General features: G+C 41.5%; 20 protein-coding genes and 2 pseudogenes. 14 read left to right on the top strand and 8 right to left on the bottom strand.

What is annotated here, in order from left to right; genetic code table 11:
• Nucleotides 1-18: 18 nt before the first annotated feature.
• From iscR to gshAB, 8 genes are all read left to right on the top strand, one after another.
• Nucleotides 19-489: a Fe-S cluster assembly transcriptional regulator IscR gene (iscR, locus tag CFY87_RS02020; RefSeq protein WP_094945626.1), complete on the top strand. Its 471-nt coding sequence runs from the start codon at nucleotides 19-21 to the stop codon at nucleotides 487-489.
• A gap of 48 nt (nucleotides 490-537) precedes the next feature.
• Nucleotides 538-1,752 carry an IscS subfamily cysteine desulfurase gene (locus tag CFY87_RS02015; protein ID WP_094945625.1) on the top strand — a complete coding sequence of 405 codons (1,215 nt, stop codon included), beginning with the start codon at nucleotides 538-540 and terminating at the stop codon, nucleotides 1,750-1,752.
• A gap of 60 nt (nucleotides 1,753-1,812) precedes the next feature.
• Entirely contained in the window at nucleotides 1,813-2,196 is a 384-nt protein-coding gene (iscU, locus tag CFY87_RS02010; protein ID WP_094945624.1) for a Fe-S cluster assembly scaffold IscU, read from the top strand.
• 63 nt (nucleotides 2,197-2,259) lie between these two features.
• The gene (gene iscA / locus CFY87_RS02005) at nucleotides 2,260-2,583 is read left to right on the top strand and encodes an iron-sulfur cluster assembly protein IscA (RefSeq protein ID WP_094945623.1); all 324 of its coding nucleotides are present in this window, start codon (nucleotides 2,260-2,262) and stop codon (nucleotides 2,581-2,583) included.
• 16 nt (nucleotides 2,584-2,599) lie between these two features.
• Nucleotides 2,600-3,136, top strand: a complete 537-nt coding sequence (hscB, locus tag CFY87_RS02000; RefSeq protein WP_094945622.1) for a Fe-S protein assembly co-chaperone HscB — start codon at nucleotides 2,600-2,602, stop codon at nucleotides 3,134-3,136.
• A 53-nt stretch (nucleotides 3,137-3,189) separates the two neighbouring features.
• Nucleotides 3,190-5,049 carry a Fe-S protein assembly chaperone HscA gene (hscA, locus tag CFY87_RS01995; RefSeq protein WP_094945621.1) on the top strand — a complete coding sequence of 620 codons (1,860 nt, stop codon included), beginning with the start codon at nucleotides 3,190-3,192 and terminating at the stop codon, nucleotides 5,047-5,049.
• 30 nt (nucleotides 5,050-5,079) lie between these two features.
• Nucleotides 5,080-5,418, top strand: coding sequence for an ISC system 2Fe-2S type ferredoxin (gene fdx / locus CFY87_RS01990; protein WP_094945620.1), 339 nt, complete (start codon nucleotides 5,080-5,082; stop codon nucleotides 5,416-5,418).
• 94 nt (nucleotides 5,419-5,512) lie between these two features.
• Nucleotides 5,513-7,786 carry a bifunctional glutamate--cysteine ligase GshA/glutathione synthetase GshB gene (gene gshAB / locus CFY87_RS01985; protein WP_094945619.1) on the top strand — a complete coding sequence of 758 codons (2,274 nt, stop codon included), beginning with the start codon at nucleotides 5,513-5,515 and terminating at the stop codon, nucleotides 7,784-7,786.
• Nucleotides 7,787-7,857: 71 nt separating this feature from the next.
• Here the strand turns inward: gshAB and purT are convergent, their stop codons facing one another.
• The 6 genes from purT to cysZ form a co-directional block, all read right to left on the bottom strand.
• The gene (purT, locus tag CFY87_RS01980) at nucleotides 7,858-9,039 is read right to left on the bottom strand and encodes a formate-dependent phosphoribosylglycinamide formyltransferase (RefSeq protein WP_094945618.1); all 1,182 of its coding nucleotides are present in this window, start codon (nucleotides 9,037-9,039) and stop codon (nucleotides 7,858-7,860) included.
• A 14-nt stretch (nucleotides 9,040-9,053) separates the two neighbouring features.
• Nucleotides 9,054-9,560 (bottom strand): S-ribosylhomocysteine lyase, encoded by a 507-nt coding sequence (luxS, locus tag CFY87_RS01975; protein ID WP_094945617.1) that lies wholly within the window; start codon nucleotides 9,558-9,560, stop codon nucleotides 9,054-9,056.
• A 410-nt stretch (nucleotides 9,561-9,970) separates the two neighbouring features.
• A complete protein-coding gene (locus CFY87_RS01970) occupies nucleotides 9,971-10,450 on the bottom strand; it encodes a YqaA family protein (RefSeq protein ID WP_094945616.1) in 480 nt (159 codons plus the stop codon).
• Nucleotides 10,451-10,481: 31 nt separating this feature from the next.
• Nucleotides 10,482-11,081 (bottom strand): beta-phosphoglucomutase family hydrolase, encoded by a 600-nt coding sequence (locus CFY87_RS01965; RefSeq protein WP_094945615.1) that lies wholly within the window; start codon nucleotides 11,079-11,081, stop codon nucleotides 10,482-10,484.
• 189 nt (nucleotides 11,082-11,270) lie between these two features.
• Nucleotides 11,271-12,218, bottom strand: a complete 948-nt coding sequence (gene cysK / locus CFY87_RS01960) for a cysteine synthase A (protein ID WP_094945614.1) — start codon at nucleotides 12,216-12,218, stop codon at nucleotides 11,271-11,273.
• A gap of 120 nt (nucleotides 12,219-12,338) precedes the next feature.
• Nucleotides 12,339-13,169 carry a sulfate transporter CysZ gene (cysZ, locus tag CFY87_RS01955; protein WP_419670237.1) on the bottom strand — a complete coding sequence of 277 codons (831 nt, stop codon included), beginning with the start codon at nucleotides 13,167-13,169 and terminating at the stop codon, nucleotides 12,339-12,341.
• 144 nt (nucleotides 13,170-13,313) lie between these two features.
• Between cysZ and zipA the strand changes: the two genes are divergently transcribed.
• On the top strand, nucleotides 13,314-14,396 hold the full coding sequence (gene zipA / locus CFY87_RS01950) for a cell division protein ZipA (RefSeq protein ID WP_094945613.1): 1,083 nt from the start codon (nucleotides 13,314-13,316) through the stop codon (nucleotides 14,394-14,396).
• A gap of 70 nt (nucleotides 14,397-14,466) precedes the next feature.
• Here the strand turns inward: zipA and CFY87_RS01945 are convergent, their stop codons facing one another.
• Nucleotides 14,467-14,805, bottom strand: a complete 339-nt coding sequence (locus CFY87_RS01945; RefSeq protein WP_094945612.1) for a DUF496 family protein — start codon at nucleotides 14,803-14,805, stop codon at nucleotides 14,467-14,469.
• A gap of 200 nt (nucleotides 14,806-15,005) precedes the next feature.
• On the opposite strand from CFY87_RS01945, the gene serC reads away from it, so the two are divergent.
• Nucleotides 15,006-16,088 (top strand): 3-phosphoserine/phosphohydroxythreonine transaminase, encoded by a 1,083-nt coding sequence (serC, locus tag CFY87_RS01940; protein WP_094945611.1) that lies wholly within the window; start codon nucleotides 15,006-15,008, stop codon nucleotides 16,086-16,088.
• A 240-nt stretch (nucleotides 16,089-16,328) separates the two neighbouring features.
• On the opposite strand, the gene CFY87_RS01935 is transcribed toward serC, so the two are convergent.
• A complete protein-coding gene (locus CFY87_RS01935; protein ID WP_094945610.1) occupies nucleotides 16,329-16,766 on the bottom strand; it encodes a transposase in 438 nt (145 codons plus the stop codon).
• Between the two features lie 317 nt (nucleotides 16,767-17,083).
• Here CFY87_RS01935 and CFY87_RS01930 point away from each other — a divergent pair.
• From CFY87_RS01930 to hisC, 4 genes and pseudogenes are all read left to right on the top strand, one after another.
• Nucleotides 17,084-20,252: pseudogene (locus CFY87_RS01930) on the top strand (type I restriction endonuclease subunit R).
• Nucleotides 20,253-20,285: 33 nt separating this feature from the next.
• The gene (locus CFY87_RS12400) at nucleotides 20,286-20,414 is read left to right on the top strand and encodes a hypothetical protein (RefSeq protein WP_272896431.1); all 129 of its coding nucleotides are present in this window, start codon (nucleotides 20,286-20,288) and stop codon (nucleotides 20,412-20,414) included.
• Between the two features lie 41 nt (nucleotides 20,415-20,455).
• A pseudogene (locus tag CFY87_RS12540) lies at nucleotides 20,456-20,837 on the top strand (DUF711 family protein); the annotation flags it as partial.
• A 180-nt stretch (nucleotides 20,838-21,017) separates the two neighbouring features.
• Complete coding sequence (hisC, locus tag CFY87_RS01920) at nucleotides 21,018-22,115, top strand: histidinol-phosphate transaminase (RefSeq protein ID WP_094945609.1); 1,098 nt, start codon at nucleotides 21,018-21,020, stop codon at nucleotides 22,113-22,115.
• Nucleotides 22,116-22,131: the final 16 nt, after the last annotated feature.

Here is a 22,131-nt window from a genome sequence, read left to right as displayed (position 1 = left end):
TAGAGGAAGGAACAGAAAATGAAATTAACGTCAAAAGGTCGTTATGCAGTAACTGCAATCTTAGATATTGCCTTGCATTCGGATGATGGTCCGGTAAGTTTATCGGATATTTCCGAACGCCAACATATTTCCCTTTCCTATTTAGAACAATTATTTGCAAAATTGCGCCGTCACGGATTGGTAAAAAGTGTGCGTGGACCGGGTGGCGGTTATCAATTGGGACTTGAGCAAAAAGAAATCTCAATTGGGATGATTATTGCCGCCGTCAATGAAAATATTACGGTGACCCGCTGTCAGGGACAGGCTGGTTGTCGAGGTGGAAAAGAATGTTTAACCCATTCGCTGTGGGAACAGCTTAGTTTGCGTATTGAAGGTTTTTTAAATGAAATTACGGTATCGGAGTTGGTGACACAACAGCAAAATCGACGCAAAAGCAAACAAATTCATCAATATCAAGATTTTGAAAATTTAGTCGTTGTAAATCAATAAGTCAGCATAAAGTGCGCTATAGAATAAAGCTATTTAGGAGTGAATTAAATGAAATTACCCATTTATTTGGATTACGCTGCCACATGTCCTGTGGATCATCGTGTTGCAAAAAAAATGATGGAATATTTAACAGTTGATGGTGATTTTGGTAATCCGGCCTCGCGTTCTCACAAATTCGGTTGGCAAGCGGAAGAGGCGGTAGATGTTGCACGTAATCAGATTGCAGATTTAATTGGTGCGGATTCGCGTGAAATTGTGTTTACCTCAGGTGCAACAGAAGCAGATAACTTGGCGATCAAAGGGGCAGCCCATTTCTATCAAACCAAAGGTAAGCATATTATTACTTGCAAAACAGAGCATAAAGCGGTGTTGGATACTTGTCGTCAATTAGAACGTGAAGGTTTTGATGTGACCTATTTAAGTCCGCAATCAGACGGTTTGATTAATTTGGATGAATTAAAAGCGGCAATGCGTGCGGATACGATTTTAGTTTCCATTATGCATGTTAATAATGAAATCGGTGTGATACAAGATATTAAAGCTATTGGTGAGTTGTGCCGTGAACGCAAAATTATTTTCCATGTGGATGCGACCCAAAGTGTTGGTAAATTGCCGATTAATCTGAGCGAATTAAAAATTGACTTAATGTCAATGTCAAGCCACAAGCTATATGGACCGAAAGGGATCGGCGCATTATATGTTTGTCGTAAACCGCGCGTACGTTTGGAAGCGATCATTCATGGTGGCGGACACGAACGTGGTATGCGTTCTGGAACCTTGCCGGTACACCAAATTGTTGGTATGGGCGAAGCGTATCGTATTTGTAAAGAAGAAATGGCAACAGAAATGCCGCGCTTAAAAGCCTTGCGTGATCGTTTATACAATGGGTTAAAAGAAATTGAAGAAACTTATGTGAATGGTTCAATGGAATATCGTGTAGATAATAACCTGAACATCAGTTTTAACTATGTAGAGGGGGAGAGCTTGATGATGGCGTTGCGTGATATTGCGGTTTCTTCAGGCTCCGCTTGTACTTCTGCCAGCCTTGAACCTTCTTATGTGTTACGCGCTTTAGGATTAAATGACGAATTGGCACACAGCTCAATCCGTTTCACCCTAGGTCGTTACACCACGGAAGAAGAAATTGATTACACAATTAATTTGGTTAAAAGTGCGGTCGAAAAATTAAGAGAATTATCCCCCCTTTGGGATATGTACAAAGAAGGGATTGATCTAAGTTCTATTGAATGGACACATCATTAATTAATATCAGTATTGATTGGTCGGACTGTTTTATCCGCCCAACGCGAAAGGAAACAGAAAATGGCATATAGTGAAAAAGTAATTGAACATTATGAAAACCCGCGTAACGTGGGATCATTTGATAAAAAATCTGCTGATGTAGGAACCGGTATGGTTGGTGCGCCGGCTTGTGGTGACGTAATGCAGTTGCAGATCAAAGTCAACGAGCAAGGCATTATCGAAGATGCGAAATTTAAAACCTATGGTTGCGGTTCAGCGATCGCATCCAGCTCATTGATCACTGAATGGGTAAAAGGTAAATCCTTAGATGAAGCGCAAGCAATCAAAAATAGCCAAATTGCCGAAGAATTAGAACTTCCGCCGGTCAAAGTGCACTGTTCTATTCTTGCCGAAGATGCCATCAAAGCAGCAATCGCAGATTATAAAGCGAAAAAAGGTGAATAATTTTATCGGGTTAGGTGGGTGGATAACACCCACTGTTTTTTGTATGGTTTTGGAGTCCGTATTATGGCAATTACATTAACTGAAACAGCAGCAAATCGCGTCCTGACTTTTTTGGCAAATAGAGGAAGAGGGATTGGTTTACGCCTAGGGATAAAAACCTCAGGTTGTTCTGGTTTAGCGTACGTATTGGAATTTGTCGATCATATCAATGAAGATGATCAGATTTTTGAAAGTAATGGAGTTAAAGTCATTGTCGATACGAAAAGTTTGGTTTATCTGGACGGTACACAACTTGATTTTGTCAAAGAAGGCTTAAACGAAGGATTTAAATTTACCAATCCAAACGTTAAAGATCAATGCGGTTGCGGTGAAAGTTTTAACGTATAGTTAGAGGGGGATTATAATGATAAATCCATTTCTTTTCTTTGATTTACCCGTGGATTTTACGGTGGATCTAACTTTACTCTCGCAACGTTATTTAGCGCTGCAAAAATCGTTACACCCGGATAATTTTGTGCAACATTCTCCACAAGAACAACGACTTGCCATGCAAAAATCGGCGGAAGTAAATGATGCGCTGAAAATTCTCAAAGATCCCGTATTGCGGGCGGACTGTATCGTGGCGTTACATACTGGCGAGAGCTTGAACCTTGAGCCGCAAAGCTCAAAAGATATGGCATTTTTGATGCAACAAATGCAATGGCGCGAGCAATTGGAAGTCTTAGAGGCGCAACAAGATGCGCAGCAGTTGATTGAATTTAGCCAACAAATTGAACAATATCAACAGTCTGTTTTAGCTGAAATTTCTACCGCACTTTCTGCACAAAATTGGCAACAAGCGAAAATGTTGACGGATCGATTACGTTTTATCAAAAAATTACAGCAAGAAATCGAACGAATCGAAGATGTTTTATACAATTTAATCTCGCAAGCCAACTAAATGAGTTAAACTGAGCGTTAAATTTGCGCTTATCATGATTATAGAGAATAACAATGGCATTACTTCAAATTGCAGAACCCGGTCAAAGCGCCGCACCACACCAACAAAAACGCGCGGTTGGTATTGACTTAGGGACAACAAATTCTTTAGTTGCGACCGTGCGTAACGGTTCTACAGATATTTTACTCGACGCAAAAGAGCGTCCGCTGGTACCTTCCATTGTCCATTTTGGTCAAGCGCAAGAAGTGCTTGTTGGTTACGAAGCCGGCGAATTAGCCAGTCAAGATCCGCAAAATACGATCATTTCCGTCAAACGTTTAATCGGACGTTCTTTAGCTGATGTAAAAACGCGTTACCCAAATTTACCCTATCATTTCAGCCAAAGCGAAAATGGATTGCCATTAATCAATACGTCGCAAGGAACCTTTAGTCCGGTTGAAATTTCCGCTGAAATTTTGAAAAAATTGACCGCACTTGGAGAACAACGACTTGGTGGCGAATTGGATGGCGCGGTGATTACCGTGCCGGCATATTTTGATGATGCGCAGCGCCAAAGTACTAAAGATGCAGCGAAACTTGCCGGCTTAAATGTGTTGCGTTTACTCAATGAGCCGACGGCGGCTGCGATTGCCTATGGATTGGATAGCGGGCAAGAGGGCGTCATTGCAGTTTATGATTTAGGCGGTGGTACCTTTGATATTTCTATTTTGCGTTTATCCAAAGGGGTTTTTGAGGTTTTAGCTACCGGCGGTGATACGGCGTTGGGTGGTGATGATTTTGACCATTTGCTTGCTGATTGGATTGTGGCGCAGTCGGGCATTACGCCGCATGATGATCGTCAAAATCGTCAATTGCTAGAACTTGTCAAAGGCGTGAAAACCCAATTAAGTGAAGTGCAACATTGTGCGTTAAATTATCAAACTTGGCAAGGAGAAATTAGCCGCGCGCAATTTAATCAATTAATTCAACCCTTAGTAAAACGTTCGTTATTGGCGTGTCACCGTGCGTTAAAAGATGCCAAAGTGGCTGTGGATGAAGTGTGCGAAGTGGTGATGGTTGGCGGTTCTACACGAGTACCTTATGTGCGCGAGCAAGTGGGCGAATTTTTCCGTAAAACACCGTTGACTTCAATCGATCCGGATAAAGTAGTGGCGCTGGGGGCGGCAATTCAGGCAGATATTTTAATCGGTAATAAACCGGATTCGGAAATGCTGTTATTGGATGTGATCCCTCTGTCTTTGGGGATTGAAACCATGGGAGGCTTAGTAGAGAAAATTATTCCACGTAACACCACGATTCCGGTAGCGCGCGCGCAAGAATTTACCACCTTTAAAGAGGGACAAACGGCAATGTCAGTGCATATTGTACAAGGAGAACGCGAAATGGTGGATGATTGTCGGTCGTTGGCGCGTTTTACCTTGCGTGGTATTCCGCCGATGGCAGCGGGCGTGGCGCACGTGCGCGTGACTTATCAAGTGGATGCCGACGGATTATTAAGCGTAACCGCCATGGAAAAATCAACCGGTGTGCTATCATCCATTCAAGTTAAACCTTCTTATGGCTTGACGGATGACGAAATTGCCACTATGTTAAAATCCTCCATGGAAAATGCCAAACAGGATATTCAAACTCGCTTGTTGGCAGAGCAACGCGTTGAAGCGACGCGCGTGTTGGAAAGCGTGTATGCGGCGTTGCAACAAGATAAAGATTTATTAAACGATGAGGAACTAAGTGCGGTCAAAAATGCGCTTGTTTCTCTACAGGCGTTGTGTAAGCAAGATGATAGTTTAGCGATTAAACAAGGTATTAAGATCTTGGATCAGGAGACGCAAGAATTTGCCGCGCGTCGCATGGATCAATCCATTCGTAAAGCACTTACCGGTCAATCAGTGCAAAAATTAAGTGCCAAGTAATTGTAAAATTTAGTCAATGTAGGAATAATGATGACAAAAGTAATTTTTTTACCGCATGAAATGTTATGTCCGGAAGGCATGGTAGTAGACGCTGCCGAAGGGGATAATTTGTTAGATGTTGCCTTGGAGGCGGGGATTGAAATTGAACATGCTTGCGATAAATCTTGCGCTTGTACCACTTGTCATGTGATTGTGCGCGAGGGGTTTGATAGCTTAAATGAAACCACGGATGATGAAGATGATATGTTGGATAAAGCCTGGGGTCTGGAAGTCGATAGTCGTTTAAGTTGCCAATGTCAAATTGGCACGGAAGATTTGGTGGTGGAAATTCCGAAATACAGTTTAAATCACGCCAGAGAAGAACACTAAACAAGCTAAAATTAAGCCAAAAGTTACCGCACTTTTCAAGATTGATGAAAGCGGAGCTTGGGTTAAATTTCTGCGTTGTACAAAGGAAAACAGAATGAATATACAGCAAGTGATAAAAAAACATGGTTTGGGGCTGCTTTTTCAACAAGCGTCATTTGGCTTGGAAAAAGAAAGTCAGCGCGTTTATCAGGATGGATCTGTAGTAACGACGCCACATCCGAAGTGCTTTGGTAATCGTTCTTATCATCCTTATATTCAAACTGATTTTGCTGAAAGCCAGCTGGAATTAATCACGCCGCCAAATAAAAAATTGGAAGATACGCTGCGTTGGTTATCTGCGATTCATGAAGTGGTGCTACGTTCCATGGCGGAAGATGAATATATTTTTCCAATGAGTATGCCTGCCGGATTGCCGCCGGAAGATCAAATTAAAGTGGCGCAATTGGATAATCCGGAGGATGTGGCCTACCGCGAACATTTGGTGCAATCTTACGGCAAAAGTAAGCAGATGGTTAGTGGCATTCATTATAATTTTCAACTGGATGGCGATTTAATTCATACCCTATTTCGCTTACAGAATGAGTACCGAAGTGCGGTCGAATTTCAGAACGATTTATATCTTAAAATGGCGAAAAATTTCCTTCGTTATCAATGGGTTTTATTATATTTTTTATCCGCAACGCCAACGGTTGACAGCAACTATTTTAGAGATGACTCGCCATTAAAAGCGGGACAATATGTGCGCAGTTTGCGTTCCAGCCAATATGGTTATGTGAATGCACCGGATATTATCGTTTCTTTTGACAGCGTGCAGCAATATATTGACTCCTTGGAACATTGGGTAGCATCCGGACGTTTGATTGCTGAAAAAGAATTTTATTCCAATGTGCGCTTGCGTGGCGCGAAAAAAGCACGGGACTTATTGACCAGCGGGATTCAATATTTGGAATTTAGATTGTTTGATCTTAATCCATTTGAACCTTGCGGCATCAATCTTAAGGATGCAAAATTTATTTATTATTTTATTTTGTTGATGATTTGGTTGGATGAAACTGCCGATCAAGACGAGGTGAATTCGGGTAAACAACGTTTGGCAGATGTGGCGTTTGAACATCCATTAAGCCAGACTCAATATCGTCAAGAGGGCGAAGCGTTGTTGCAACAATTAATGGTTATGTTGCAAGAGATCGGGGCGGAGCAAAGTGCGGTGGAAATAGTGCAAGAAAAATTCGCGCAATTTGCCGAACCAAGCCGGACGCTGTGTGGGCGTTTAGTGCAAGCCATTGAACGCGCCGGCGGTTATCAAAAATTGGGGGCAACCTTGGCACAACAATATAAAGCGGATGCTTTTAAACGTTTTTATGCCTTATCTGCCTTTGATAATATGGAGCTTTCCACTCAAGCCTTGATGTTCGATCTAATTCAAAAGGGCATCAAAACTGAAATTTTAGACGAAAATGATCAATTCTTACGTTTACAATTCGGCGATCATATTGAATATGTGAAAAATGGTAATATGACTTCCCATGACAGCTATATTTCTTCGCTGATTATGGAAAATAAGGTGGTCACCAAAAAAGTGCTACAAAAAGCGGGTTTTAATGTACCGCAGAGTGTGGAATTTACTTCGGCGGAACAAGCTGTGGCAAGTTATGCTTTATTTGCCAGGCGAGCGGTGGTGATCAAGCCGAAATCCACAAATTATGGGCTGGGCATTACCATTTTCCAACAAGGGGTACAAGATCGCGATGATTTTGCTAAGGCAGTCGAAATTGCTTTCCGTGAAGATAAAGAAATCATGGTGGAAGATTATTTGGTCGGAACGGAATATCGTTTCTTTGTGTTGGGTGAAGATACGTTGGCAGTGTTGTTGCGCGTACCGGCGAATGTGGTCGGAGATGGTGAACATACGGTGGCGGAATTGGTTGCTGCGAAAAATGATCATCCGCTACGTGGTGACGGTAGCCGCACGCCACTGAAAAAAATTGCTTTAGGCGATATTGAACAATTGCAACTCAAAGAACAGAGCTTAACCGTAGAAAGTATCCCGGCGCAAGGTCAGCCGGTTCAATTACGCGCAAATTCCAATATCAGCACCGGCGGCGACAGCATTGATATGACCGACGAAATGCATCCTAGTTACAAGCAATTGGCGGTGGAGATCACCAAAGCCATGGGGGTGGCGATATGTGGCGTGGATTTAATTATTCCGGATTTAAAACAACCGGCGCAACCAAGTTTATCTTCTTGGGGCGTGATTGAAGCCAATTTCAATCCAATGATGATGATGCATATTTTCCCTTACGTCGGTAAATCCCGTCGCGTGACGCAAAATGTGATTAAAATGCTATTTCCTGAACTAAAATAGTAAAGCGATTAAAGATAAAAGTGCGGTGAAAAATAACAAAATTTTCACCGCACTTTTGTTTTTTGGGGGAATTACAATTTTACCTCTAATTTATCATAAGCACGCTTCACTTTCGCCAACGCCTCTTCGATAGAATTATCGCGCGCCAGCAATACGCCCATGCGGCGGTGTCCATCTACTTCGCCTTTACCGAATAAATGAATATTAGTATTCGGTTCCGCTAAGACTTCGGCGAGGTTGCCAAATTGCACTTGATTGGATTTTCCTTCTATGACAATGGATTTGGAGGCTGACGGGCTAATCAGACCAATGTGCGGAATCGGTAAGCCTAAAATAGCTCGGGCGTGTAGTGCAAATTCGGAGAGTTCTTGTGAAATGAGGGTGACCATGCCGGTATCATGTGGGCGTGGTGAAACTTCATTGAAAATAACCTCGTCACCGCATACAAACATTTCTACGCCGAAAATACCGCGACCGCCAAGTGCGGTGGTAATTTTCTCTGCAATATGTTGCGCTTTTTGTAATGCCGCTTTCGACATGGCTTGTGGTTGCCAGGATTCTCGATAATCCCCATCTTCTTGGTGATGTCCAATTGGCGCTAAAAATGAGGTTCCATGAATATGGCGCACGGTTAGGAGAGTAATTTCGTAGTCAAATGTCACGAAGCCCTCGACGATAACGCGACCGCTGCCGGCACGTCCGCCTTGTTGGGCATAATCCCAAGCTTTTTTCAGATCTTGGCGTGATTTTAAGATGCTTTGTCCGTGTCCGGAGGAGGACATAATGGGTTTGACCACGCAAGGAATGCCGATTTTTTCGACCGCACTTTCAAATTGAGCAAAGTTATCTACGAATTGATAAGGGGAAGTCGGCAACTCCAATTCTTCCGCAGCTAAACGACGAATACCTTCGCGGTTCATTGTCAGGCGCGTGGCTTTCGCAGTTGGGATAACGTTAAAGCCGGCTTGTTCTAATTCTACTAAGGCATCTGTGGCGATCGCTTCTACTTCCGGTACAATATAATCCGGTTGTTCTTTTTCTACTAAGGCTTTTAATGTTGCGCCATCCAACATGGAAATGGTATAAGCACGGTGTGCCACTTGTTGTGCCGGTGCGTTTTCGTAGCGATCTACCGCGATTACCTCTACGCCTAAACGCTGTAATTCAATAACGACTTCTTTGCCTAATTCTCCGGCGCCGAGCAACATCACTTTGGTGGCGTTGGCGGTAAGGGCGGTTCCGATAGTTGTCATATATACTCCTTTGCTTATGGATTGAGTAATGCTTCGTCGAGGGTTAAATCTTCGTTTTTATTAATTGCAATACCACGATTTAACACGTTTTGTGCTATTTGATGGGCGTCGGATAAGGAATGTTCGGTGTAGGTGCCGCATTGATATTCATTCAACTCCGGAATATGGCGTTGATCTTGCACATTTAATACATCTTTCATTGAGGTAAGCCATGCTTGAGCGACTTGTTGTTCACTCGGCATGCCGATCAAGGACATATAAAAGCCGGTACGACATCCCATTGGCGAAATATCAATAATTTCTACGCTATCGCTATTGAGGTGGTCGCGCATAAATCCGGAGAATAAATGTTCTAATGTATGAATGCCTTTCGAGGAAAGAATTTCTTTATTCGGAATGCAAAAACGCAGATCAAACACTGTAATATCATCACCTTTCGGGGTTCTCATTGTTTTGGCAACACGCACCGCCGGCGCATTCATACGAGTGTGATCCACTTTAAAACTGTCGAGTAAAGGCATAGTTTTTCCTTAATTATAAACTTATGTAAAAATATCTGAACTTTAAAAAGAATATACTGTCTTATACAGTAGCAACTTGCAGTTGTTTTTATAAAATTGGTTCCTTAGATTACTTTTTACCACTTAAATTATTTTAAGTGGTTTTTTTGTGCTACAAAAAGAGAATTGTAAATTTTTTTGAGCGAATAAACAATCGTGTAAACTTTAACTTTTTGAATCATAAATGAATTTTAAAAGTAGCGAAAGTTTTTTGTAAAATAATGTAATTTTATGTAAATTTTTTTAAAGCTTGTGTTATAATCTTGCCGAGACTGCAGTTCGCAGTTGTCTATAAAAAATTGGTTCCTTAGGTTATTCGCCACCTTTTAGGTGGCGTTTTTTTTACTTGTTGGCATACACTGGATTGCAACTTAAAATAAAGTTGCCCAACCAAAAAACATAAGAAAAATATACCGCACTAATTTTCCAAGCGTAATAAAAAGCATTGTGAGAGCCCCATTGAGGCGTAACCAACCGGCAATGGCACAAAATAAATCACCAACAATCGGTACCCAACTAAAAAATAAGATGATAACGCCATAACGTTGCATTTTTTCTATCGCCCAGCAGGTGCGAGGATGTGCACATTGGCGCAGATTGGCTTCGGGAAACCGGCACCCCAGCCAATAGGTCGTTAAACTGCCAAGGCTATTGCCAATCACTGCGCCGGTGAGTAACGCTAACATATCGCTAGAAAAAGAAAAATGATCCTTTAATGCCGGTGGTGATATCAAGGTGAGAAATACCACTTCCGAATTGCCGGGTAGCGCGGTTGCGCTTAAAAAAGCGCTGAGGAACATCAGCCATAAACCGTGAGGTTGCCAAAAATCCCAAGTAAAATAATCAAGCATAGCACAATATTATTGCCAAGGCGCGCAACCGTTAAGCGCGGATAATTTGATTAATGCGTACGTCAAAAACTTGCATTCCGGCGGCAAGTCCGGCTTGTATACCCAAATCCGCATCTTCAAATACTAAGCAATCTTTGGCTTCTACGTCAATTAATTCGGCACAACGTAAAAACGTATCTGGTTCAGGTTTGTGTTTATGCACGTCTTCGGCGGTGACCACTGCGTTAAAATATTGATGGAAATTAAATTTATCCAGCAATAGCTCGGTCATCCCGCGATGGGAACCCGTGCCTAACGCCAGGGGTTTTTTCTGATAAAACTGTTTGACTACTTGTGCAGCGGGCAATAAGGTTGATTCTTGTAATAGTAATTTTTTCCCCCATTCCCGTTTTAAGTGAATGACTTCTTCAATGCGATCCAATGGCATATTGGCTTCTTGCATCATGGTTTGTGCAATGACACGAACCGGCGCACCGCCTAAATGGTATATGGTGGTGCCATCAAAGGTATAACCCATTTCTTTACCGACAATTTCCCAAGCTTTTGCATGGCTTGGCATGGTGTTGATGACAGTGCCATCCATGTCAAAAATTAATCCTTTGTATTGGTGAAATAAATCAAAATCTAGCATTGTATTCCCTAAAATGTGGCGGTTTTTTTGTGAGGAGTTAGCATAGCATAAAGCCGTTTTTTGATCTTAGGTTTTTATCGTGATTTTTGCTTAAAAGACGGAAAATTTTGACCGCACTTAACGCGCCGGTAAATACAGAAAAAAAACGGTCAGTTCCGCGAGAGAATCTGACCGCAAGGGGAAAATAAATTAGCCCTCGATACCATCAAATAAGGCGGTGCTTAAATAACGTTCTGATGCTGAAGGTAGAATTACCACGATAAGTTTATCGGCGAACTCCGGCAATTTTGCCAGACGATCGGCGGCGGCTAATGCTGCACCGGAAGAAATTCCGGAAAGAATCCCTTCTTCTGCCATTAAACGACGTGCAGTGGCAATTGCCAAATCGCTACTTACGCGCTCAACACGGTCGATCAACGAAAGATCTAAATTTTTCGGAATAAAGCCGGCGCCGATACCTTGAATTTTGTGTGAACCCGGTTTGACTTCTTGACCTGCAAGGGTTTGAGTGATTACCGGGGATTCTTCCGGTTCAACCGCCACAGAAATCACTTTTTTACCTTGATCTTGTTTAAGATAGCGACTGATACCGGTAATCGTACCGCCGGTACCTACGCCTGCAACGATCACATCCACTTTACCTTCTGTATCGTTCCAAATTTCAGGACCGGTAGTTTGTTGGTGAATTGCTGGGTTTGCTGGGTTTTCAAATTGTTTTAATATCACATAACGGTTTGGATCTGACGCTACAATTTCTTCCGCTTTGGCAATCGCACCTTTCATCCCTTTTGCGCCTTCAGTTAACACTAAGTTTACGCCTAAACCGCGCAATAAACGTTTACGCTCTAAACTCATGGTTTCCGGCATGGTTAAGGTAATTTTATAGCCACGCGCGGCGGCAACATAAGCTAACGCAATACCGGTATTACCACTGGTTGCATCAACAATTTCTTTCTCTTTGGTTAATGTACCGTCTTTTTCTGCTTGCCATACCATGTTCGCACCAATACGACATTTGACGCTAAAACTCGGGTTGCGCCCTTCTACTTTGACTACGATATTATTGTTGCCGAAATGTTTTAAACGAACTAATGGCGTGTTGCCGATAGAATATGAGTTATCTGCATAAATTGTCATAAAAAAATCCCCTTTGGTTTATGATTTAACATGATGTGTTCAGTTGCGTTTATTTTTAGCACAGGCTTTTAGAATAAAAAAATAGTTATTAGCTATATTTTATAACCAAATGCTATTTAATCAGACATTGCCACTCGCTTTGTTTTGTAACTCGGTGCGATAAGAATGTACTACTACATCTGTACCGGTTTTGCTTAGATTAATATTAAACGCCAGATTATCCCGATAAGTACCGACCCACATTGCAGTGGCGCCGCAAACCGCGACCGGAATAATCACCAAGTTTAACAACGGCACAAAGGTAAAGCAGGTGACTAACGTACCAAATGTTAAAGTCATAGAACGTTTTTCCGCCAACTCGGTTTTCATAATGCCGAAAGGAATTTTATGGTTATCAAAAGGGTAGTCGCAATATTGAATTGCCATCATCCAAACAGTAAATATAAAGGTTAAAATCGGTACGATACTTTGCCCTAAAACCGGAATAAAACCTAATAAAAACAAGATAATAAGTTTAGGCAGGCTATAAACTAATTTTTGCCATTCGCGCGCCAACATTCTTGGTACGTCTTTGACAAAATCCATGGCACCTCCGTCTAATAAGTTCTCACCCGTCAGCATTTTTTCCACTTTTTCCGCCAACAAACTGTTAAAGGGTGCCGCAATAAAGCCCGACAGCGTGGTGAAAATAAAATAGAATAAAATTAGGATCATCAAAATGGATAATATCAGCAAAATACCACTTAGCCAGCTTAACCAATCCGGAATATAGTCAATCAGATTATTAATCAAATAGTTAATTTGCGATAACAAAACCCAAAATAACCCGCTAAGTAATAAAATATTCAACAAGATAGGCAGGATCACAAAACGTCTTAATCCGGGTTTCATGATTAAGTGCCAGCCCATGATAAAATAGTGAAAACCTAACTTTAGTTCAGATTGTTGCATAATAATTCTCTTTAAAGTCAAATGAGCGATAAGAATACAAAGTGCGGTGAAAAAAATCAATTTTTGCATATCACCGCAAGAATAAAATGTGATAAGCTAAATAAAAATTTGTCCTGTGAAGTAACGATAACGAGGGATCTCATAATGGATTTAAACACGATTTTAATTATTTTAGGAGTGATAGCCTTAATTATTTTGGTTGCCCATGGATTATGGGCAAATCGACGTGAAAAATCACAGTATTTTCAAAATGCGAATACCTTTACTAAAGATTCGCGCGTTCAAGTACAAGACAACCAAATTTACTCGCAAGAGCAGACGCTTAATTCCTCGCAAACTGCTAATAATTCTTTTACCGCGTCGGTACCGTCTGCCCCTCCAATCGCGTCGCAAGCAACGCAACAATCACTAAACTTTGATGAAATGCGAGAAGATCCTCAAACCTATCAGCATGATATCCAAAATGTTGAACAAGCGGTCAGCCAAATTAAGATTAGCTTGCCGAACTCGCCGACTGCTTCGCAAGCCACCACCGTTCAAGAAGAATTTTATCCAACCGGTAACCGCAATGTGTCGCAGCGTTCTATTGCCGAGCGTTCCATTGCTGAGCTTGAGTCGCAAGATAATGTGGTGGATTTGTCTTCCGAACAATTGCGTCAACAACTGGCGGATGCCGCATTGCAACCGGCGGCTAAATTATCTCGTGCGGCACCTTCTGTACAATCCGCTGCTTTGGAGCCAAGCGCCAAAATTGAGATAGAGGAAATGGTGCAACCACAAGCGCAACAACATGAAGTTAATAACAATCAAGCGGAACAAGATAATGCGTTTATGTTGCTTTATATTGTGGCACCGGAAAACTGTTTCTTCGGTGGCGAATTATTGGTGCAAGCCTTGGATAATTTAGGCTTTATTTATGGTGCGCAGCAAATTTATCATCGCCATTTAGATTTGAGTATTTCCAGCCCGATTTTATTCAGCGTGGCGAATATTCAAGATCCGGGAATCTTTGATCCTTATAATATGGCGGATTTCCATACTGTAGGTGTGGTGTTATTTATGCAGTTACCGTCACAACATGGTGATGATCTTACCAATTTACGCATGATGATCCGCACGGCTAAAAACTTGGCGGAAGAGTTGGGCGGTTTTGTGTTAACGGATCAACAGCAAATTTTTACTGCGCAAGATGAACAGGATTACTTAAATCGCGTGAAAAAATCGTAAAAGATAAAAAACGGTAAAAAGAGACCGTCCTTTTAAAGGGCGGTCATTTTTTGTTTATTTTTCCAAAATCTTATTTAGTTTTTAATAATTCAGCGTGTGCTTTTTTTTGCTCTTTCATTTTTGTACTGATTTCGCGACGCTGTTTGGATAATTCCGCATTACGAATGGTGTAATCATCAACGCGTGTTTCATAATCGTCACGCATATTTTCAATAATCACGCGCACATCTTCAATGCTCATATCATCACGAATATATTGGTTAAGATTGTCTAACAACAACACCCTTTTTTGGTTATCACGGATTTTGCGGTTATTATCATTCATATCACGTAATAACTTGTTTTTTAAACGATACATACGCACATACTCCAATACTTCTTGGAAGGATTGTTTATTGACATTTTCCATAAATTCACTCTCTTGCTTAAAATTAAATTAACTGCCTCATAATGTAGTATTTTTTGCCGAATTCGTCAAAGTATTCAATACGTTTTTCTCAAATATCCGGAAAATTTTCGCATAATGGAATAAAGTCATTGCCTATCATCTCATGTGGTGATAAAACTACAAAATCGTTTTTATTTATTTTGATTTATAGGAAACACGACATGACACAAGTTTATAATTTTAGTGCAGGTCCTGCGATGATTCCAACACCCGTTTTGGAAAAAGCGAAAAGTGAATTGTTAAATTGGCAAGATCAACATACTTCCGTAATGGAAGTGAGCCACCGTGGGAAATTGTTTATGGATATGATCAACGAGTCGATTGTTGATTTTCGCAAGCTTTACCATATTCCGGAAAATTACAAAATCCTGTTTTTGCAAGGTGGCGCAAGAGGGCAATTTGCCGCAATCCCAATGAATTTAATTGGTGAAAAAGGCAAAGCGTTATATTTAACCGGAGGACATTGGTCAGCCATCGCAGCAAAGGAAGCGCGCAATTTTTGTGACATTGACGAAGTGAATATTTTAGCGCCGGGCGACGAATTAAAAGTGAGTAATTTGGATTTTTCCGATATCGCGGAACAATATGATTATGTACATTATTGCCCAAATGAAACCATCAGTGGAGTAGAGATTTTTGAGGTACCGAAAGTGGGCAACGCGGTGTTGGTCGCGGATATGTCGTCTAATATTCTTTCCCGCAAAATCGACATCAGCCAATTTGGCTTAATTTATGCCGGAGCGCAAAAAAACTTAGGTCCGGCAGGGATTACGATTGTGATTGTGCGTGAAGATCTGATCGGCAAAGCACGCAAAACGACACCGTCTATTTGGAATTACGAAACCCAAGCTAACAGCGATTCCATGATCAATACACCGCCGACGTTTGCGTGGTATCTTTGTTCCTTGGTATTTAAGCATTTGCTTAATATCGGCGGATTAGCCGAAGTTGAAAAACGCAACCAAGCCAAAGCCGAATTACTCTACAACTTCCTCGACCAAAGCTGTTTTTACCGCAATATAGTGGCGAAAAACAACCGCTCTTTAATGAATGTCACCTTCACCACAGGCAACGACGAACTGAACGCTAAATTTGTCGCCAAAGCCGCTGCCAACGGTTTACAAGCTTTAAAAGGTCACAAAGTATTAGGCGGAATGCGTGCTTCTATTTATAATGCCATGCCAATTGAAGGCGTACAAGCGTTGATTTCGTTTATGCAGAAGTTTGAACAAGAAAATCAGTAAGTTAAAGAATGTAATGTTTTACGGACGCCAGCGTGGCGTCCCTACAATGACTTCGGATTAAGGGTTTACGAATTAATAAAATATAAATGGTTTAACGATATTTTAAATATCCAAAAATATATTAACGTAGTGAATATGGGGACGCCATGCTGGTGTCCGAAAAAAATATCAACCAACATAAAATGTTTATTTGTAAAAACAATCTTGCAACCAGTTTATAACATTGTTTTGCACATAATCCTAAATATAGGAAAACGCACGTTCATTTTTAATGATATGTTCGTGAAATCTCGATTGCCATTGAAATGAAATGTTATTTTGAATGGCAAAACTGGTTAATTTGGATTTAATCCCACGCACAATGGACGATAAATTTTTGCGTTGTGCACCGAAATAATGTTGATGTCGATCCGTTTCGTAATTGATGGTGATAATAAAAAGGAAATGATTTGGCATTACGGTATAAATCGGGATTTCAATATATTGATCGTTACGTACAAGCGGTGTGTTTTCGATAATTTTTTGCAATTCCAATCCCAATGGTGTGAATTGCATTTCGTTATTAATAATTTCACCAAAATAATGCATTTTGTTTTTAGTGCAAACGGTAATGAAATAACAGCCGTTTTGGTATGTATTCCATTTTACACGGACGGATTGACGATTTGGATAATTCATAATAAACCTTAAATGAAAATTTATTGCGACAATGTCGCAATTGAACGGTAAACCGTTCACGGACACCGGCGTGTCTTAAAACGGACGCCAGCGTGGCGTCCCTACGATGACTTCGAATTAAAATTTTACGAAAAACAAAACGCAAAGGGTTTAACGGAATTTTAAATATCCCAAATACATTCACAACGTGAATGTAGGGACGCCACGCTGGCGTCCGTAAATGCAAAATTAATAAAACGAATAATTTAAAAACACAAACAATCATTTCCATTTTGGAATCAACATCACAAAAAACAAAATTAAACAAGGAAAAACCTATGCTCATCAATGAAAACACGATTGAACAAGCCTGTTTGCAGGGTTTTATTCGTTTGGGTTGGCAATATACGCACGGTTCGACCATCAATGTTGATGGGGAAAATTCTTGGCGGTTGCGCACCGACGAGGTGATTTTTCGTGAGCGGTTGCGTGAGACGGTTATGCGGTTAAATCCGCAATTGCCGTCTGCAACGGTTGATGAGGTGTGGCGTTGGTGTGCAAGACGGATATTATGGATTTGGCGGAGCGTAATCAGCAGGCGTATCGCTATTTGCGTGAGGGCGTGCGGGTGGAGTATCGTGCCAATGATGAGCAAAAGGTGGAATTTGCACGTTTGATTGATTTCCAAACGCTTGAAAATAACTGTTTTGATGTGGTGAACCAGCTGACGATTTTGGGCAAAAAGGGCAATCGCCGTCCTGATGTGATTGGTTATATCAATGGTTTGCCTGTGGTGGTGGAGCTGAAAAATCCGCTCACGGAAAATGCGGATTTGCCGCAGGCGTTTAACCAGTTGCAGACTTATAAACAGGAAATTGGCGATCTGTTTGTTTACAATCAGGTGTTGGTGATTAGCGATGGCGTGCAGGCGAAAGTCGGTTCGCTTACGGCGGATTTGGAGCGTTTTACCTCTTGGCGTGTGGTGGACGAGAAGTTAAAGCAACGAGTGTTATTTGAAAATGAGTTGCAAGGCTTGGTGAATGGCTTGTTTACGCCTGAAAATTTGCTGAATTATATCCAAAATTTTGTGCTGTTTGAGCGTGTGACAAGCGGTCGTTTAATCAAGAAAATTGCGGCTTATCATCAGTTTTATGGTGTGAATGAGGCGGTGGAATGTACGCTTCTTGCAGCAGGTGAGCAGGGGAATGGCAAGATTGGTGTGATGTGGCACACGCAAGGTTCTGGCAAGTCGATTTCGATGTTGTTTTATGCGGCGAAGTTGTTGTCGCAGCCTGAATTGCGTAATCCGAGCATTGTTGTCGTTACCGACCGCAATGATTTGGACGGTCAGCTTTTTGCTACCTTTTCGGGCGGGCAGGATTTAATTCGTCAGTTGCCTGTGCAAGCCGACGGCAGGGAGGCGTTGCGTGAGGAGTTGGCGAAACGTGAAACAGGCGGTGTGATTTTTACCACTATTCAAAAATTTGGCTTGCAAGATGGTGAAAATACACACCCGATTTTAAATGAACGCCATAACATTATTGTGATCAGCGATGAGGCACACCGTTCACAATATGGTTTTAACCAAAGTTTGAAAGTAAACCAAAGTACGCAAACAGGGGCGTATCGTGTGGGTTATGCGAAGCATTTGCGTGATGCTTTGCCCAATGCCTCTTTTATTGGTTTTACTGGCACGCCGATTAGCCTTGATGATAAAGATACACAGGCGGTATTTGGTCAATATGTGTCGATTTATGACTTTGATGATGCGGTGGATGATGGGGCAACGGTACCGTTATTTTATGAAGCACGTCAAATTAAGATTGATGCAAGTAGCGAGTTTGAAAGTGCGGTGCAAGAAGCGCAAGATTTGTTTGGCGAAGATGAAAACACTTATAACTTCCGCTTGCGTGAGAAGTTGATGGGTGCAGATGAGCGTTTGCAACGACTTGCGGAAGATTTTGTGCAACATTTTGAGCAACGTAATGCGCTGCTGGAAAGTAAGGCGATGTTGGTGGCGATGAGTCGTCAAATTTGCGTAAAATTGTACGAAAAAATCACCGCACTTCGCCCTGATTGGCACAGCGATGATGTGAATAAGGGCGCGATTAAAATTGTGATGACAGGCTCAGCAAGCGATCCTGATGAACTCCAAAAGCATATTTATTCTCCGCAAGATAAAAAGCTACTTGAACGCCGTTTTAAAGATCCTGACGATCCGCTCAAAATCGTGATCGTGCGCGATATGTGGCTGACAGGGTTTGACGCGCCTTGCTGTAATACGATTTATATTGATAAGCCAATGCGTGGGCATAATTTGATGCAGGCGATTGCGCGTGTGAACCGTGTGTTCCGCAATAAAAGCAGTGAAAATGGCGGGTTGATTGTGGATTATGTGGGCATTGCGGAAGAACTGAAAGAAGCGAAATTGGAATATTCGCGCGCAAGAGGCAAGGGCGAAATTACCGTAGATATTGCGAAAGTGAAAGCCAAGATGTTGGAGCATATCGATATTATTCGTGGGCAATTTGCCACTCCCGTGAAAGGCGAAAGTTTTAAACTGTTTGATGCGTTGCAATTAGAAGATGAAACGGTGTTGTTCCATCAAATTATGGTGGGGCAAACCATATTCTTGCATTAGATCATCAAGAAAATAAAGCTCAAAATGACCGCACTTTAACAGAAAATTCTCGCCGAAAAGCCTTTTTGAATGCGGTGCGCAGTGCGAAAAAAGGCTATTGCTTGTGCGGTAATTCGCTTGATGTGAAGCCTTATCAGAAAGAATTGGCATTTTATGATGCAGTGCGAGCGATTATTGCGAAGCGTTCGCCAAGCAGTGAAACCAATATGGCAGATCGTCAGTTGGAATTGGTGAAGCTCATCAATCGCGCGGTGCAAGCAAATGGCGCGGTGAATTTACTGGATATGTTACATCGCGATCAGCCGAATATCAGTTTGTTGTCTGAAAAATTTTTAGACAAAATTGGGAAAAGTAACACGAAAAACCTGTGGTTGCTGGCGGTAGAGCGTTACCTTCGTGCTGAAATTCAGAACAAAGGCGGCGTGAATATTGCGGTACAAAAGGATTTCGAGCAACGCTTAGCGGAAGCAATGCGTAAATATAATAATCACACCATTAGCATTTTAGAAGTGCTGAATGAGTTGATTACGATGGCAAAAGATTTCACGGAACGTTTAGAACGTGGCGAGAAGTTAGGCTTATCGCCTGCGGAAATTGCTTTTTATAATGCGCTGGCGTGCAATGAAAGTGCGGTGCGTGAACTGGGCGATGAAACCCTGAAAAATCTGGCGAAAGCAATTACTGATAAGCTGCGCAAATCCGCGACTATTGATTGGCAATACAAAGAAGCTGTTCGCGCGAAAATGCGTAACTTGGTGCGAATTACCTTGCGTTTATTCAAATATCCGCCTGACAAATGCGATGAGGCGATTCAGTTTGTGTTGGATCAGGCGGAAGTGATTACAGATGAGCTAACGAGCGGATAAACTACAAGTCCTATTCATAATAAGGACATTCGTATGCAATCTACCAACATTATCAACCAATATGCTATTTCTTTGGAGCAAACGAAACTTCTTTGCCGCGTAAGAACAGTGACCCTGTTTTGTCGCTCAATGCGGATTAACAAAGCCGGGCGGAGGCGTTAAAACTTGCTAAACAAGAGTTTGATTTGTTGGTGCCTGCTATTCCATTTATCCCTTATTTCCCCGCGGGTTATCACGGCAGTGATGTGCCAAATAGTTTTGTCATTGGATTTGAAACACCGGATTTGTTGGTGGAAGTCCTGAAAAGGTACCAAAAACCGACCATAACCAATTCTTTAGCGATTGCTACGAAACTATGTCGCAACCCTTAATATCATGTGGCATTGGGTTAGATACTGTACCCATTCATTGTAATGCCACGGTTGAATAAATTTCTGCCTTAATGCGAGATATTGGTACCATGGCATTTCGTTTGAATAAACCGCTTACTGTAAGGCTTTTCCCTGTACCAAATCGTGAAGCTGGAGAGATGACCTATTTTGAAGTGATGATTTGAGTAATAGTCGCATTCTAGCAGTATTTTAGTGGATTTTTTCCGTTGTCTTGTCATTTTGAGAGCGATTAGCAAGATTGATAAGAAGTGATTTTTAATCTTAGGCAAAATCGGTTAAGATAAATGCTTCGTGAAAATAAAAAAGACAAGGCGGAACTTCCGCATTTGTTGATGTGATGAAAATATAAAATAGCGATAAAAAAGGAAGAATTATGCAATTTATCAATATCGCCAATGAGGGTGTGAAAACGTTAGCGCCTTATCAAGCCGGTAAACCGATTGCAGAGCTTGAGCGTGAATTAGGTATTTCAAATATTATTAAACTGGCGTCCAACGAAAATCCGCTTGGTTTTCCGGAAAGCGCAAAACAGGCGATTATCCGACAACTAAATGATCTGACCCGTTATCCTGATGCTAATGGCTTTGAGCTGAAAACCACGATCGCGAAAAAATTTGGGTTACAAGCGAATCAGATTACATTAGGGAATGGTTCCAACGATTTGATCGAGTTGTTTGCTCATACTTTTGCCGGCGAGAAAGACGAAATTATTTATTCACAATATGCGTTTATCGTGTACCCGTTAGTGACCCGTGCCATCAATGCGATTGCACGCGAAGTGCCGGCAAAAGATTGGGGACATGATTTAGCGGCGTTTGCACAAGCGATTAACGAAAAAACTAAATTAATTTATATTGCTAACCCAAATAACCCGACGGGTAATTTTTTATCTCAAGAAGAAGTGGAAGTCTTTTTAGATAAAGTCCCGGCGAATGTGATTGTGGTGTTAGACGAGGCTTATACGGAATTTACGGATGAAAAAGAGCGGTTAAATTCTTTTGAGTTAGCGAAAAAATTCCCAAATTTAATTGTTTGTCGCACCTTATCTAAAGCCTATGGATTGGCAGGCTTGCGTATCGGTTATGCGGTATCGCATCCTGAAATTGCTGATTTGCTTAATCGTGTGCGCCAACCGTTTAACTGCAACAGCCTTGCATTGGTAGCGGCGATAGCGGTGATGCAAGATGATGATTTTATTGAAAAAGTTGCTGAAAATAATCGTCAAGAAATGAAACGTTATGAAGCTTTTTTTGATGCACATCAGTTGAAGTATATTCCATCTAAAGGCAATTTCATCACCGTTGATTTAAAACAACCGGCGCAGCCAATTTATCAAGCCTTATTGCATGAAGGGGTGATCGTACGTCCGATTGCCGGTTATGGAATGCCAAATCATTTGCGCGTCAGTATTGGTTTACCGCACGAAAATGATCAATTTTTTACCGCACTTTGCAAGGTATTAGGTAAATAATTCGGTAGAAATTTTC

Source organism: Actinobacillus seminis (assembly GCF_002263215.1).
Taxonomy (GTDB): Bacteria; Pseudomonadota; Gammaproteobacteria; order Enterobacterales; family Pasteurellaceae; genus Actinobacillus_B; species Actinobacillus_B seminis.
Note: the sequence above shows the minus strand (reverse complement) of the source record. Positions and strands in the feature narration are given on the sequence as shown.